Annotated in this window: 11 protein-coding genes; 3 read left to right on the top strand and 8 right to left on the bottom strand. The window is 55.0% G+C overall.

The window, feature by feature from the left end; all coding sequences use genetic code 11:
- Nucleotides 1-153 precede the first annotated feature (153 nt).
- Entirely contained in the window at nt 154-1,716 is a 1,563-nt protein-coding gene (locus tag ACYVHC_RS11675; protein ID WP_460613888.1) for a DNA integrity scanning protein DisA nucleotide-binding domain protein, read from the top strand.
- A gap of 150 nt (nt 1,717-1,866) precedes the next feature.
- Complete coding sequence (locus ACYVHC_RS11670; protein WP_460613887.1) at nt 1,867-2,481, top strand: hypothetical protein; 615 nt, start codon at nt 1,867-1,869, stop codon at nt 2,479-2,481.
- Nucleotides 2,482-2,716: 235 nt separating this feature from the next.
- On the opposite strand, the gene ACYVHC_RS11665 is transcribed toward ACYVHC_RS11670, so the two are convergent.
- From ACYVHC_RS11665 to ACYVHC_RS11630, 8 genes are all read right to left on the bottom strand, one after another.
- Complete coding sequence (locus ACYVHC_RS11665; protein WP_460613886.1) at nt 2,717-3,229, bottom strand: PaaI family thioesterase; 513 nt, start codon at nt 3,227-3,229, stop codon at nt 2,717-2,719.
- 89 nt (nt 3,230-3,318) lie between these two features.
- Nucleotides 3,319-5,304 carry a DUF3857 domain-containing protein gene (locus tag ACYVHC_RS11660; RefSeq protein WP_460613885.1) on the bottom strand — a complete coding sequence of 662 codons (1,986 nt, stop codon included), beginning with the start codon at nt 5,302-5,304 and terminating at the stop codon, nt 3,319-3,321.
- Between the two features lie 49 nt (nt 5,305-5,353).
- Nucleotides 5,354-7,309: a DUF3857 domain-containing protein gene (locus ACYVHC_RS11655; protein ID WP_460613884.1), complete on the bottom strand. Its 1,956-nt coding sequence runs from the start codon at nt 7,307-7,309 to the stop codon at nt 5,354-5,356.
- Nucleotides 7,296-10,601, bottom strand: a complete 3,306-nt coding sequence (locus tag ACYVHC_RS11650; protein ID WP_460613883.1) for a hypothetical protein — start codon at nt 10,599-10,601, stop codon at nt 7,296-7,298. Before ACYVHC_RS11650 ends, ACYVHC_RS11655 begins: the two co-directional genes overlap by 14 nt.
- Nucleotides 10,602-10,741: 140 nt before the next feature.
- Nucleotides 10,742-11,293, bottom strand: a complete 552-nt coding sequence (locus ACYVHC_RS11645) for a PPC domain-containing DNA-binding protein (protein ID WP_460613882.1) — start codon at nt 11,291-11,293, stop codon at nt 10,742-10,744.
- Nucleotides 11,294-11,397: 104 nt separating this feature from the next.
- Complete coding sequence (locus ACYVHC_RS11640) at nt 11,398-12,642, bottom strand: hypothetical protein (protein WP_460613881.1); 1,245 nt, start codon at nt 12,640-12,642, stop codon at nt 11,398-11,400.
- Between the two features lie 2 nt (nt 12,643-12,644).
- Entirely contained in the window at nt 12,645-13,424 is a 780-nt protein-coding gene (locus ACYVHC_RS11635; protein ID WP_460613880.1) for a hypothetical protein, read from the bottom strand.
- Nucleotides 13,425-13,557: 133 nt separating this feature from the next.
- The gene (locus ACYVHC_RS11630; protein ID WP_460613879.1) at nt 13,558-14,121 is read right to left on the bottom strand and encodes an RNA polymerase sigma factor; all 564 of its coding nucleotides are present in this window, start codon (nt 14,119-14,121) and stop codon (nt 13,558-13,560) included.
- Nucleotides 14,122-14,436: 315 nt separating this feature from the next.
- Here ACYVHC_RS11630 and ACYVHC_RS11625 point away from each other — a divergent pair, with 315 nt between their 5' ends.
- A complete protein-coding gene (locus tag ACYVHC_RS11625) occupies nt 14,437-14,970 on the top strand; it encodes a hypothetical protein (protein WP_460613878.1) in 534 nt (177 codons plus the stop codon).
- Nucleotides 14,971-14,978: the final 8 nt, after the last annotated feature.

The following is a 14,978-nucleotide window of genomic DNA, read 5'->3' as shown; positions in this document are numbered from 1 at the left end:
AAAAAATCAGGCTACTCGCTCGGATTCTTGCAACCGCTGGGGAAACCAGCGCCTCCTTTTTAAAATACTTTTCCCTCATTTACGTCTGCCTGGATATCCAGGCTGCCGAGCTCAGGTCTGGCTGTTGTTCCGGTCTGTTCTTGCTCCTTCCTCATGCTTTCGCCCCTGCCGCTTGTTTCTGCCCCGCCCGTCGCTTTTGGTACTCCGTTGCCCTTGCCTGCCAGTTACCCCATCTGGCCCTATCAGGCACGCTTCCGACAGGCGGCCCAAACAGTAGCGAATGGCATTTTTGAGGCCCTCGATGAAGACTTGGATGCGTATGTGCTGCTCTTGGCCCTCGCCAATAACCCTGACGCCGAGGACGAAGTAGTACCTACCTGCCTGGAGCCCATCGACTGCGGCCTCGACACCACAGCCTTTGCTGAGGCCCAGGCCCGCGGCCGCTACTACCAGTACCTGCACCCCTGGAACTCCCCAGATCGGGAGCTGATGAGCGAAGAAATGATTCAGCGCAAGCAAGCTGCCATTGGGCTGCGGCAGGCGGTGCAGGAAGTGCTGGACGAGGTGATGTCAGGCGGGCGCCACGTGTATTTTGCGGGCGCGCCGGTAGCCATCAATCAGCATTCAGTGGTGCCCGTATTGCGCCTCAACCGCAAGGCCATGAAGGCCTACCCTACCCTCGAAAAAAACCGCTACTACACCGATGGGCGGCTCCTTTCGCACTCTCTGCTGATGGCAGCCGTCATTCGGTTCCATGAGGAGTGCCTGAAGTCATTGACGGAACCAGAACCCGGCTCCGGCCTGCTGGTACGCCCGCGCGAAACCGACGAGATTATCCGCTCTGCCGGCAAGCTCTTTATGGATACGCCCGCGCAGGACCTGGGCACCAATCCGGCCAAAGCCAAGCTATTTACTACCTGCAATACCATTTCCTCGTTGCGGTATGAAGGCGCCGAAGGGGTAGGAAAATTGCTGCTGGCCCGGCGCGGGCACCCTAACCTGACGGAGGTATTTGCGCTCACCTGCCCCACGCCTCTCACCGATTACCGGGCCGTGCGCAAGCTCCTCGAAATGGCTACTGCCGACGTAAGCCTGCTGGCCGACGGAGAAAACGTGTACGCCTTGGGCCGGCAGGTTGGCCACTACGATGCTAGCCGCGAAGATCTGTTCGTCATCAACTTCGTAAACCACTACGCCTGGGAGTTTCACCACGGCGGGCAGGTACTCATGCGGGCCCACTACGGCATGCCCAGCCTGCCCCGCACACGCCTGCACCGCGCCCGCTTCCGCCGCGACCTGAAACATACCTTCCAGCTCACGGACCCCGCCAAGGTGGAGCGCCTCTGGGATGTAGTGGTAGAAGCCAGCCGCCAAAAGCACGGCACGCTCCTGGTCATTACCACCGAAGCCCTGGCCGAAGCCGACCGCCTGAAGCTGCAATGCACGCTCATTGAGCCCGTGCCCCTAACGCCTCTTATCACCCGCCTCGTGACGGCCATAGATGGCGCCGTACTCCTCGACCCGGAGGGCTACTGCTATTCCATTGGGGTTATTCTGGATGGCAAGGCCTCCGGGCACGGCACCAGCACACGCGGGGCCCGCTTCAACTCCGCCATCCGGTACGTGGAAAGCTCGCCGTATGCGTGTCTGGCCATTGTGGTAAGTGAAGACGGGCTAGTAGACGTTATTACCAAAGAAAGCCTGCGGGAAGAGTAGCCGGCACCTGGCATTAAACGGGTACTGCTCTGGTTCATTACTAGTGCAGTACCCGCTTTTTTATGCCTAGGCACGCAAGTTTTAGCAGTGGCTTGCAACGCCGGCGGGGCAGTGTGCGCTCTGCTTGGTAACTTTTATCTATATATCAGAATGAATAAAGTAAACAGTATCCTGGCCGGCGGGCTATGTGTAGTAGGGCTGTTTTCCTGCCAGAAAGAACAGGAGCCCCAGCCTGTAGAAAACATTATCCCATTGCGGGTTGGCAACGAGTGGACTTACCGGGTGTATCAGTACGATGGCGACGGCCTTATCTACGACTCTACGGCCACCTATATCCGCAGCGTACTGCGGGATACGCTCATCAACAAAAGCACCTGGTATATCCTCAATGACCGTAGCATTGTGCAAAATACGGCGCAAGGCTATGCGTATTATAACGTAGCCGGAAAACAAAGCCTGCTAGTGTACCCGGGCAGCACCATGGGCGGCATAGGCTACGGCTATAAATACCCAGCTTACGATTTATGGGTGTATACTCTTTCGGGCAGTATTCCGCAGCCTGTGCCGGCTTCCAAGAAGAACTTTGTGGGCAACCTCTTCAAAGTGGAGTATCAGTTCACCTACCCTGGCCAAACAACTGCTCAAATTCAGAAGCGCGAAGATTGGATTGTCCCCTCCATTGGGCTAGTACGGTGGGACACTTTCTTCCGCGACTCTGACCAACTGCAGCGCCGCATGGAGCTCATCAGTTATTCGCTGAAGTAGCTACTGCGCAAGCATTTTACTCACGGCTTGGCATGAAGCGCGTGTCAGGCCAGGGGGTTACGTACTGTGTTGTGGGTTAAAGTAAAACGGTACCTAGTAGGTGCTGAGGCTCAGCATGCATGTTCTGCATTTTACCTAATCCAGCGGTAATGAAAAGAGCTTCACTGGAAAAGGAGGCAGCCTGATACCCCACAAGACCAGCCTATGATAGGACATTTCGCTGTAACTCTTCTCCCTACTTCTTGGCCCGAAAAGACCATGTAATGCGGAACGTGGCCACTACATCGCCAGCCTGGTCATGGCCCGTGCTGGTACACACCACGGTGCGGCCTTCGCTGGTAGCACGGCTTTCAGCTATGGCCTGCCCAATGGCGGCGCCATCTTCGCTAGTGAAGCGGATGAGCCCGACGGCTTTTTTGGTGAACTGGGCTTCTAGCCCCACCACCAGCATGGAAACCGCAGAACCACTTTGCACGTGCATCATGGCTAGCAGGCCACTAGCCATTTCAGCAGCCATACTCAGGCAGGCAAAATAGATGCTTCGAAATGGGTTCTGGGTAAGGTATTTATACCCTACCGTCACAGTAGCGCGCTCCGCCGTCAGCTCAGCCACCCGCAACCCCGCCAAGTACGCCATCGGGAGCCGACGGAGCATAAACAGCCGCAGCTTCAGGGGGTTGCTGATGTCGCGCCGGAATTTCTCCATGCGGGCAGTGTTGGGGCTGTTAGGTACTAGGGCTTGGCTCATGAAGAAAGGTACTGATTCTGCTATAAAAGCCTTGGCCCGGCTTTCTGCATCTGAAGCAGGCCGGGCCAGGGCTTTTAACAGTTGGGCGATTAACTTTTTTTCTCTAACACCAAAACCACCTTATTGAAGTTGGCAGCAGCATTCACTACCCCCCTGAAAGCCTCAAAGTCGCTTTTTGGCCACCGAATCTGACGGTAGTATTCCTCAATGGTGATAGTGACTTTCTGACCTTGCTGCTGATAGCCTGACTTGAACAGAAACTCGGGTTCCTTGGCGGTTGGTCCAGCCGTCACGTTAAAGTTTAAGTCGTTAAGGTTGCGTACTTGGTATCCGGCCGGCACCTCGAAGGTGATGGTGCGGTTGTACTGCCTGTTGAACTCATTTTCCACGTCAAACTGCCGCTCATTGGCTTGGTATAGCTCCGACTGAGGGCCCAGCAGCGTACCAATCTTGAACAGATACTTTGGTCCCGCCCGGTCAAGTAAGGCCACCGATTCTACCGTAGCATCTACTATAAACGGCTTATCTATGGGGTTTATACCGACCTCAGTGTTCGTAACCGTCAGCTTCTGGAACGTAGCGTCCGGCACATTCGACTTAATCAGGTTTTGTAGTATTTCAGTACGCTTGTCCTCTGGAATCAGGAGGTAAAACGGCTGAATTTGCAGGGCATTGTAGCCCCCAAGAGTTTCCCGAATGGTAACAATGCTTTTATCCAGGTTTGGAGCAAACTGGATGGTAATGCCTAGGTCGTTCGGGCTTTGCTCAGCCGTGAGGGTAGGAATTTCACCGATGCGGCCTACGGCGTTTTCAGTGGTCCCAAGCTTTACTGTTCGCACAAACAAGCCCTTATTAGCGGTCCACTCGGCCGGTATCAACGGAAGACGGTAATCTGTCCGTCCGGGTGCCAGCCACTGCTTGGTTGCTGGGAAATAGAAAACCGCGTGGTCAAGAGCATTCCACGTATCAAATGCCTCATCGAAGGCAACCTCGTTGCGGTCGGAGGTAAGTACTAGCTCGTGAGTAAGGTTAAACCGCGTGAGCAACACGGCAAATAAGCGGGTAAATCCTCGTTCAGATGCTGTCCGCGAAGCAATGATGCGCGTCAGGCTCATGTCGGCATCATCTGCCAACCGAAAGTTTGTTTTGATGTAGTTCTCCAGCGCTGGCAAGGTGCCCACACTAGGCAAGTTCATTTGCTTTACCAGCTTATCAAGTACTTTCGCTTCGTCTTTGTCCAGCTTGTAGTTCTGGGCATAGATAAATTTACTAGCCTCGGCCCAAGTGAAAAGCCGCGCTTCGCCCTGGGCCGCACTGTAGGCCAGTTTGTATTCCAGGCGTTGCCGGTTGGCCTGGACGGCTGCAAACCCTTCTTCGCGTAAGGCAGGCACGTTGTGCAAGGCCACACGCGTAAGATGCTTACCACCCAAGAGCGTGTCGCGAACGAGTCCGCCGGGGTAGCGGTGCATTTCGAAGGTAAGCGCCTCGGGTGAAATCAGCTCCACCTCCATTTCGCGGGTAGGCACCTCGTTCTGCACGTATATCCGCCCAAAATAGGTCATCGGCCGCTCCCGCGTGAAGAGGTATTCAATTTCGCTGCCTTTTTCAACACCTTCTACCGCGAAAACTTTAAAGCCGCGGCCACCATCTTCGTCCTTCAGCTCCTTCATGTTGGCATCCGACACCTCCACAATTTCACCCCTGGGGCTGATGGTGCGGGCCTTCAGAGACACAATGCGCCCGCCATCCTGAATGGGCAGGTAAATCTTATTAAAGCGCTCAATTCCGTCCGACGTGTTTACGCGCACGATGCGGTGGTCGAGCGAGTACAGATGCAGCTGGTCCTTCTGGTCGGCCGCAAATTCTTCCACTCGAAAGTCGCGGAGCACCACGGCGCCCTGCTGTCCTTCCGCGGCGCTGATGGCTATCGGCTTGCGGCGGGCTTCCCAAGTGTAGGTAGCGTATTTGAGGGTAGCGGGCAGAGCCGTGGCCGTTTGGGCACGGCTCCGCCCGGTTGGGGCAAGAATCAGCAAGCTCACCAGTAGTGCGGTGCTGCGAAGGGTAAATAGCGACACGAAATAAGAAAGAGTACTGCCCGACTGCCGGACAAATGGGTAAAATGGCCTAAGCCTTTTTGCGTTTTAAAATGATAGCGTCGCGGTAAGCGGCGTTAAGCTTATCTACTACCCCGTTCCATTGCGCAAACTGAGCGGGCTCCAGCAGCAGGTAGTTTACATACACTTCCTTCTCCTGGATAATCTTGTTGCCCTTGCGCTCGTATCGGATGGCAAACCCGAGCACCTGATCCTGGCCTTTTACATCGGCTGGCAAATAGGAAACCTCGTAGCCGGCCGGCACTTCAAACTCCGTCCGGATGCGGTTGGTGTGGAAGTAGTCGTTGGTGCGGGCCAGGCGGCGCTTGGCCGGGTCCAGGCGGTCGGCGGCATAGGCCTGATCCAAGTTCAGGTTCACATATACCTCATCATCAATACGCTGCACGTAGTCTTGCAGCCGATACTGATAGTCCACAACTAAGGGCTGGTCGCGGGCATCGAGGTGCTGCACGGTATACTTGTCTACGAAAAACTTATTGTTGCCGCGCTCCAGCATGTTTTTCACAACCTTGCCTTCCTCGTGCTGGTCAAGTCCATCGAGCGCGTACGCTTGGCGCACCTTCGTGTAGCCACTAAGGGCTAGCCGCCCGGTTCCGCGCAGGCCGGTGGCTCCATCGAGCACCACTACCGAGCTATCAACGGCGCGGTTGCGGCTCCGCTCCATCTCGGGTACGCTTACTACTTTACAGGTGGTAGCATCCAGAGCCAGCAAGGCATCTTTGCCCTGTATCATCCAGGAAGGCATCCCGTAAGGCGTGTATTTGCTGGTAGCATCCAGAAAGACGTACTCGCCGGGGCGAGGCTCGTACGTGGTAATCATATGGTTATCAACGCCTGGCGTAGCCAAATCGGCGTAATGATACGGTAAGTCGCGCGTGCCAATCCAGGTTCGATAGGACCTTACGCCGGCCATCCGCAGCATCTCATGGAGCAGATTAGCCATGTCCTTGCAGTCGCCGTAGCGGTTGGCATACACCCGCCCCGCATCATGCGGCACAAAGCCCCGCAGGCCATTTTCGAAGGCGATGTAGCGCACATGGTCTTGCACCCAATAATAGATGCGGGCTACTTTCTCTGGCTCCGTGCGCACGCTAGCGGTCAACGAGTCGACTACGCGGCGCAGGGCAGGGCTCTCCTGCTTATCCAGCTCCTTCACGAAGCCGGCGTACAGGCTGTACAGTTCCTTAACGCCTCCTAGCAGTCGGCGCGGCTGCCCGTTCACCAAGGCTTCTTCCACGAAGTACACCAGGTGCGGCACGTAGTAGGGAGCTTCAGGGGCATCCTCATCAAGCGGAGCAGCGGGCAGATTGTCGGCCGTCCAGCGGTAGATAACATTGCTGCCTTTTTCCTGACGGGTGTACGTTACTAGGCCCGCCGGCAGGTGAAACTGCTTGGTGTTGATGCGCACCCCGCGCGGCGCCGTAATTACCAGCTCGGCGTGGCGCATGGGTACGTGGCTGGCAAAGTAGAACGGGTTCAGGAAGCGGGCATCCGGCTGCCGAATGATGTAGTCGCTTACGGTACGGGCACCAGGAGCTATTGCCGGATAGGTAAAGCTAACCACCCGGGCGTCGTCAAAGAAAATACCCGGACGTACCTCAAACTTATCCTTGAACTCCGTGACCTTAATCGGTTTGTAGTCATTGGTAGCCGGCAGCAGGGTCCGGGCCTCTAGCTTCTGTAATCGGTTAAAGTGAGAGGTATACACTTGGTCAGGGGCATACATCGCCGACTGGCTACCCAAGTGGAGCATATCGTAGTGATGCTTGGCCAGCACCTGCACCGAGTCGCCCTTTACCTCCACCATCAGCTCTTGGCGGTAATCCAGGTACACGGCTTGCTCAGTGGGGTACTGCTGCTTCATTTGCTGAAGCAACTGCAACGGCTGCTGCGCCTGCCCTTTCAACACTGGCACTAGTAGCAGCGCCAGCCACACTAGGCCAGAGCGCGTACTAGCGGCTTTCATAAATAAGGGAATCCCAATATATATCAGTGCGAAGCGGCTTGCCTTTCGAGTCGAAGTACACGGTAGGGCCATATTTCTCGCCGTAACGGTAGTTTTCTTCGCGCTCCAAGGTGCCATCGGGGCGGTAATAGCGGTTACGGCCGTGGAGCTCGTCGAATATATAGTTCTCATCCTCCTGCACCTTTCCATTGGGGTAATAGGTAACCAAGTGGCCCGTGAGCTGACCATCGGGGTTGTTCTGTGATTTGCGATACACCTGCCCCGAACTGTAGTAGTAGGTTTTGGCACCGGAAAGCAGGCCTTTCTGGTAGGTTTCAGAGGCGGCCGGCTTACCGTTTGCAAAGGAGGTAGTAAGATTTCCGAGCGGCTTTATCTCGCCGGCCGGTTTGCCATCAGCGCCTAGGCCACGGTAGCCCAGCAACTCGCCGGCCGCAAACACTTTCTCATACAACAGCTCGCCCAGTTGATTGTACATTTTGGAAGCGCCATCCAACTCTCCACCAGTGTATTGCGCAGTTCCTTCTAACTGGCCTGTCTCGGTGTAGTATTGCCACTCCCCTTCTTGAAGACCAGAGCGCATAATTCCTTTATACCGAAGCGCCCCCGAAGCATAGTATCCTTTCCATTCTCCCTCGGTCTTTCCTTGCCGGTAGTTTCCCTCTTCCGTTACCTTGCCCGTGAGCGGATGGTAGGAGCGGTACAAGCCCTGGCGGTTACCGCGCTCCTGCTCCACACTGGACTCCAGTTTCCCATTCGGATATAGCCGCTTATCGGTTCCCTGCAAGTCATAGCACAGCCAGCCGCTTTCCGTGCGTGGCTTTCCATTGGCATAGTGTGCGGTAAACGTTTTGGTGGTCGGCTGCACGTCAATGCGGTCTACTACCTTGCCTGTAGAGTCAAAGGAGGTAACGAACAGGGGGCGGTTATATTCCAGCCACCGCTCCTGCGTGAGCTTGCCAGTAGAAGAGTAGCTGCGCGTCCAGCCGTGCAAATCGGTTCCTAATAGGTTGTACTCTTCGCTGAGCTGTCCGCTAGGGTAGTACTGGCGCCAAGTTCCCTGAGTACTGCCTTCTTTGTAATTGCCGGCCCGCTTCAGCTGCCCATGCTCATAAAACAGCTCATAGAGTCCGTTCTGCTGGTCATTCTGGTACTGACTGCGCTCCTGCACCCGCCCCGAGCGGGCGTATAGTTCTTCTACGCCTTGCTGCTTGCCCTCCACGTAGTTGCGCACAGCACTCAGGCTGCCGTCGCGCCGAAACCAGCGCCACTCACCTGCCTGACGACCATCGGAATAGGCACCGGTGAAGCGCGTAGCACCATCTGGATACACTCCTTTTACCGCTGATTTTCCCTTTTTAGCTAGGGCAGTTTCGCTTATGGCTTTGCCCTTACTATCGAAATATGTGAGCTTCGTGACGCGCCCCTGGTCATAGATAAACTCACTGATTAGCTGGCCTTGTGCATTGTAGTCCTTGAGAGAGCCGTGCAGTTCGCCTGTAGCTGAGCGGTTACTTTCTTCGCTGAGCTTACCTGTGGCATAATACAGCTGCCAGGGCCCTACCTTCTTTCCATGCTCAAAGCGCCCGGCGGAAGCTAGCTGGCCATTTGGATGATAATCCTTGTAGTCGCCATGAAATTCACCCTGTTCATAAGATCCCTTACGCTCTATAGTTTTATCAGCGTAGAACACCTCAAATGGCCCTTGCCGCTTATCAGCCACATAGGTATACGTGGCTTCAGGTGTGCCATCGGCATAAAAATATGCTTCCGGGCCTTCGCGCTTGTCAGAGCGGAAGGTTGCCCGGCGTTCGAGCTTGCCACTGGGGTAGTAACTCAGTACTTCCCCCGTAATGTCATTACTCTGATAAGGACGCACTTCTTTGACCTCGCCGCAGTAGTGATACAGCTTAACCTGCCCTACTACTTCGCCAGCCTTATAAGTCCCGTCAATTGATAGCGCTCCATTGTCAAAGTATTCGAGGTAGCGCCCGTCAAGTTGGCCTTCGGCGTTGTAACGCGACTCTTTCGCGACACGCCCATCGCCATGATACTCGCGCCACAAGCCCGTACGTTTGCCCGATTCGGTGAAGCTACCTGCTTCGGTTATGGCACCGGCGCCATCTACCATCAGCCATGGGCCACGCAATACGGAAAGCTCACCGTTTTTCAGCTCACCCTCCCCTATTCCCTGCAAACTACCATCCTGAAACCAGGCAGTACGTCGCACATTGTCTGGCTGGCCAACTACCGGTTGTTGAACCCGCAGGTCCAGCAGTGCCTGGCTTACCTCCAGGCTCATGCGCTCAATTTTGGCTTTGTTGCTTTTCACCCATTGCGCAGGCTGCTTATCGTCAGCTGACTGCAAAATAAGGTAGGTGAAAGGCGTAAGGTTATCGTTGCGCCGCAATGCCTGCACTAGCGGGGCATACGCCCGCAACCATAAATCAGTCTCGTTAGCTCCTGCAGCAGGAAACTTTTCAACCAATAGCTGTAGCTGCTTTACAATGTTGGCATCAAACTTCACCTTCGACTTATAGTCCTTCTGAAGCGCTACTTTCGAAGTCAGCAGTAAGTCTAGGTCTTGGAATGCCTCATTCAAGACAAAAGGTTTCTCTTTGTCTTTTTCTTCTACTTCCTGCAGGTTAGAGGCAATGCGCTCGGCCAAGACTAATGCCTGCTGCGTTTCGAGCCCATCAGGTATTAGCGCTAGGTAGGTTACCAGACTTACAAGAGCCCGTGCCGTTTGGCCTTGCTCCAGCGCCAGCCAAGCCAGTTGGTAGTGCGTAGCGGGGTGTAATGGCGACAACTCCAAGCTACGCTGCCAGCTAGCTAGCGCCTCCGGCCGTTGCTTCAGCAGGTCGTAGCTTACCCCTTGGTTATACCACAACCGCTGGCTGTACGGGAACTGCTTTAGTCCATCGGCATACGCTTTAAATGTTGCTTCCTTGTGCTGCAATGACTCTTCTGCCTCTGCCATCACGTAGTAGGGCAACGCATCGTGCATGTGGAGTGCAATAGCGCGTTGACTGGCCTCTATAGCTTCAGCATACTGCTTGTTCTGAGTGTACGACAACGCAAGCTCCCCTTGTATCCGGACGTAACCCGAATCAGAGGATGGCACCAGCAGGTACTGCCGAATGGCTCCGGCATAGTCTCCTTTGTCATGCAGGGCAACACCATCAGTAAGAGCTTGTTGAGAAGTAACTAGGGTCGCAGACTGCTGTTGTCCGAACGCCGAAGCAGTAGCACCAGCCCACAGGCCAAGTAGGGTGCTATACCGTAAAATTTTCATCAAATGCTAACTACTAAAATACGTCACTTGTCTTCCCGCCCACGCGGTGACCAGCGGATAATTCTACAAGTATACCGCTTTCCGTTGGCCATAAAAAGAACCCGAATAATATCTAAGTGCTTTCTCGAAAATCCTCCTATCTAGTCTGTTAACTTGTTTTTAACTCTGTTTGATTTAGACTTTTCAGCGCCGGAATTTGGGTACACGGTTAGCTCTTTGTAGCCGAATGTGGGGTCAGTTTCGCGGCGGAAGTCCAGTTCGGGCAGCTCGCCAATCACCAGCTCCACGGTGGTGTACACCACGTTGCCATCGAGCAGGTGCCCGCCGATGGTACGACCCGTAGAATCCGAAACGGACAGGTGCAAGTGGCTGCCATTTACGGACAAAGTGCCCACCAACGATACAATCTCGAAGTGCCCCTGATAAACGGTTGAACCTTCTTGGTTAGCTAGGCGCAACGTCGTGGTGGTCAGACTCCCGACGCAGGTCACCAGTGCCGCTGCCTTCATGTTGTGCTGGGTGGTGAAGGCCAGCAGCTCCTTTCGGAGGTCTTGGCCGGGCCGTAGCCGCAGGGCATAGGTGCGCATAGAAGAAACCGGAGCAGAAGGCCGTTGCATAGAACCCGAAACAGTTTGCGCCGCCACTGTGGTTGCACCAAGGCCCAGCAGAAACGCGAGAAGAAGTATACGCATTGGGGGCAAGGTAGTCAGACAAAAGGGTAGAAAGCGAATCAGGCTCCTGATTCGTTTTCTACCCTTGAGGTAACTTTAACGCCATTGTAGGCCTAGTAACTTATCTACCGGTTAAAGCTCACGTTGCCGTACCGGACCTTGATATTTACGTTGCTAGGGTTGCGGGTGGGGGCAACCCCAAAGCTGCCCTGCATATCACTGGACGACGGGCTATTGGCCTCTGAATCTACCTTCACCAAGCGCTTATCCACCAGCAGCTTGCCATGGTCGGTATTCACATCAAAGTTAAAACCGGCGCCATCTGGGAAATTGAGCAGAATGGTGCTGTAACCGCCTTCTACGTTGATGTTCTGGAAGTTTTTGCCCGTGTTCCGAACTTCAAAGTTGGGGCAATACTGCAGCTTCATATCCAGCTGATGGCTGAGCTTATCGATACTGAAGCGGGAGTAGCCGGAGTAGCCTCTCAGGTTGCGGACGGTGCCCAGCACCACGTCGCCGTACTTGCTGTGCACAGTCAAGTCTTCTACCGAGCCAATATCAATGTCGGAGTAGTTGTTGCGCATTTCTACTGTACCCGCTTCCGTGAGGCGTAGCTTGGAGTAAGATGCCTCAATGGTAGCCCGCCGAGCATACGGTACGGCGCACTGGGCATTGGTTACTTTTACCGAGTTCCGAGGCCCCTCTAGGCGCGCCGTGCGCAGATGGCCGTACTCAATGGCTAATTCTGTGGCGCCCGTCAGGTCGCCCGTCAGGCTAATTTCACCGAAGGTATTGTGCAGTGCTAAGGGCGTGTTTTTGGGCACCCACACCGTGTAATTTACTTCATAGAGCTTGGTACGACTCCAGCACTCCCGCGGCATGGCCCCAAACGTAGAGCGGGCCACAATACCACCGGTAGTGGCGTCCTTGTCTTGCACCTGCACCTGAATCATATCCTGGAGCTGCTGGGCTTTCTCCTCCGTATCGGCGCGCGTAATAATATCTACATCGGTGCGGATTTCAGCCCGATTCCAGACGTTTACCTGCACCCGGCCGTAGCGCGTGTCCAGGGTATAGAGCTTGGTAGCGCTAGCGGGAAATGTGCGGCTGATTTTGCGAACCTTCTCAACTGCCGGAGCGGGTTGTGCTTCGACTTGCGGACCTTGCGCAGTGCTTCCATGCCGGGCATCGGTGGGGTTGCCTTGCTCCTGATGAGCTAGCGGCGCTACGGCCGGCTGACAGTAATGCAGCACAGTGGGCTCCACTGCAACGGGGGCCTGCGCCCGACCCGTGATGCCAGCCACGCTCAGCAACCCGGCCAGCGGGAGCAGGCGCCCCAATCGACCGATGGAAAGCGAGTGGTGGCGCATGGTTAGGGAGTCTGGCGGCTGTCGGCCACTATAAAGGGTTGGGTATGATAGTCACGAACTTGTTCGCGAGTGCGGAGTTGCTGATTCAGCAGGTCAAGCCGGATTTGCAGGTTGCGGTCCATAGCTTCCAGCACCACACTAGGCTCGGGGTTACGGTAAAGCTCACTGCGCAACTGCTGGTAAGTGGAGTCCAAGTTAGTCAGCTCCTGTTGCCAATCGGCAGTTGGTGCAGCGGCCGGCGTTGCTTTATCCAGTTCGCGTAGTTCCTGCTGACGCTCGGCAATTTGCGTTGCGTAATATGACTCCATGCGTTGCACGGTGCTAGCCAGGCGCTGCTCGGGGCCAGCCGTAGCAGGCGTAGCGGTAAGGCTGGGGCCAGTATACAAGCTATGGTCGGGGGCAGCAGTTGGGCTCACCGTCCGCACTACAGCTGATTGACCGGTGCGGGTCCAGCGGGTTGCGTCAGAGTGGTTCTGCCAAAACCAGCCGCCAACCATCAGTAGGGCTGCTACCGCCGCTGCTACCCCATACGGGCGCGCCGAGCGAATAGCCGCCATATCGGGGGTAGCTGCCGCAGCAGTAACTACGGTTTGAGTAGTCGGAGCGGTTTCAGATTCGTACAGGGGTAGTACGCGTAGGGGTGCCGCCTCGTCCTCTGTAGTAGCCGAAGCTGCCAAGTCGAGTTCAATAGCATCCCACAAATCGGGGCGCGGCTCAAAGGCATCGAAGTCGGCGCGGTGGCGCTCAACAAAGGCTTCCAGTCCGGTTTTCTTCTCGTTCATGTCAGGTGGTAAAGGGCACGTTGCATCCCGGGGCGGCAGCAGGCTGGTCAGGAAATGGGGCGGGCCGGCAGCGGCCACCGCGTAAAAGGGCAACGGAAAGTGAGGTCGAAAATGAAATCAGGTCAACAGATACTTACAAACCGTGCTGGCGGGCTAGCTCCAAAAGCTTTTTACGAGCCCGGCTGTACTGTGACTTCGAAGTAGATTCAGTGATGTTAAGTATACCGGCAATTTCGGCGTGGTCGTAGCCTTCCAGCAGGTACAGCGAGAGGACTACCCGGTAACCATCCGGTAACTCCTGCACGCAGCGGCGCACCACATCAGCACGCCAGCCCATTTCCTGCATATCGGGGCCAAAGTCGTCGGCGTCGGACGCGGCACTGTCGTGCTGTTCGCCTAGTGGCACCAGTTGCAGGCGCCGGTTGCGCAGGCAGTTAATGCTTTTGTTGATGACGATACGCTTCAGCCAAGATCCGAAGGACGAATCGCCTTTGTAACTATGCAGCTCGCGGAAAGCACTCAGAAACGACTCCTGCAATACATCCTCGGCCTCGGCATAATCGCCGGTGATGCGCAACGAGGCGTTGAACATGGCTTTGGAGTAGCGCTTGTAGATTTCGGCCTGGGCACGCCGGTCGCCCAGCCGGCACCGCTCAACTAGCGGGGCGTTAATGTCGGTATACGCGAATGCCTCCATAGGGTGCAGGGTTGGCGGGTGTTCGGAAACAGGTGAATCGTAAATATCCAACTTTCCGGGCGAAAAACGGCGAGTGCTTTCTGGTAATCAGATGAAAGACAGGGCCGGCGGAGCGAGGTTGCACTTAGTTTACAAGACACCCAATAATCGGGGATTGTTCATTTGCTCAAAGCGCCTAAGTAGTACTAGGTTGTATTGCCACTTTATTAGCCAATAGGCTTAGCGGTTGGATTTGTGTCGATCAATACTGCTTTATACCTCGCAACCTGTTTATTTACATCTTGCTATTTACCGTGTAATCTTTGCTGGTTAGTAATGCAAAAACTTATCCTCTGTCTGAGCATCTTAGCTAGTGTAGCTGCCTGCAGTAAAAAGGAAGCTGAACCTACCATTGACTTCGGTCCTGACGATGGTATCACGCAACGCGACGGCAGCAACAAAATTTACGGCGCCATAGATACCACCGACTGGACTGCCGACGCGACCTGGACCAAACAAGAACAGAAGCTATTCACGGTTCCGGTCGATTTAGAAGCACCTTCTCCCCGTGGTATCCAGACGCGTGGCTTCTTTCCTAACCCAACCACCCTGAAGCGCGGCGGCGGTTTCGGGTTTTATGGGATTCCATTTGGGGCTATGTGGCAGATAGTTTTCGTCGATAAAAATTATAAAGTGGTGCATAGGCTAGAATATGGCCCATTTAGCGTTGCTGATATTTTATTTTCGTTTGAATTTCCAGCGAACAAGTTCGCGCCTAACACTACTTATCGGATGTACTATATCCTGTTCAGCACCTCTCCGGCCACCTTGTATTTGAAAGGGCACGGCGATATTCAGATTGCCATGTAGTGCATAGG

It is taken from the genome of Hymenobacter seoulensis (assembly GCF_054780535.1).
The sequence above is the reverse complement of the archived record's forward strand: the minus strand, read 5'-3'. Positions and strand labels throughout refer to the sequence as shown.

Bases quoted from the DNA above. Each gene is read 5' to 3' on its own strand.
- ACYVHC_RS11640 (WP_460613881.1), bottom strand. From the start codon at position 12,642: ATGCGCCACCACTCGCTTTCCATCGGTCGATTGGGGCGCCTGCTCCCG.
- ACYVHC_RS11670 (WP_460613887.1), top strand. From the start codon at position 1,867: ATGAATAAAGTAAACAGTATCCTGGCCGGCGGGCTATGTGTAGTAGGG.
- ACYVHC_RS11630 (WP_460613879.1), bottom strand. From the start codon at position 14,121: ATGGAGGCATTCGCGTATACCGACATTAACGCCCCGCTAGTTGAGCGG.
- ACYVHC_RS11655 (WP_460613884.1), bottom strand. From the start codon at position 7,309: ATGAAAGCCGCTAGTACGCGCTCTGGCCTAGTGTGGCTGGCGCTGCTA.
- ACYVHC_RS11635 (WP_460613880.1), bottom strand. From the start codon at position 13,424: ATGAACGAGAAGAAAACCGGACTGGAAGCCTTTGTTGAGCGCCACCGC.
- ACYVHC_RS11625 (WP_460613878.1), top strand. From the start codon at position 14,437: ATGCAAAAACTTATCCTCTGTCTGAGCATCTTAGCTAGTGTAGCTGCC.
- ACYVHC_RS11665 (WP_460613886.1), bottom strand. From the start codon at position 3,229: ATGAGCCAAGCCCTAGTACCTAACAGCCCCAACACTGCCCGCATGGAG.
- ACYVHC_RS11675 (WP_460613888.1), top strand. From the start codon at position 154: ATGCTTTCGCCCCTGCCGCTTGTTTCTGCCCCGCCCGTCGCTTTTGGT.
- ACYVHC_RS11645 (WP_460613882.1), bottom strand. From the start codon at position 11,293: ATGCGTATACTTCTTCTCGCGTTTCTGCTGGGCCTTGGTGCAACCACA.
- ACYVHC_RS11650 (WP_460613883.1), bottom strand. From the start codon at position 10,601: ATGAAAATTTTACGGTATAGCACCCTACTTGGCCTGTGGGCTGGTGCT.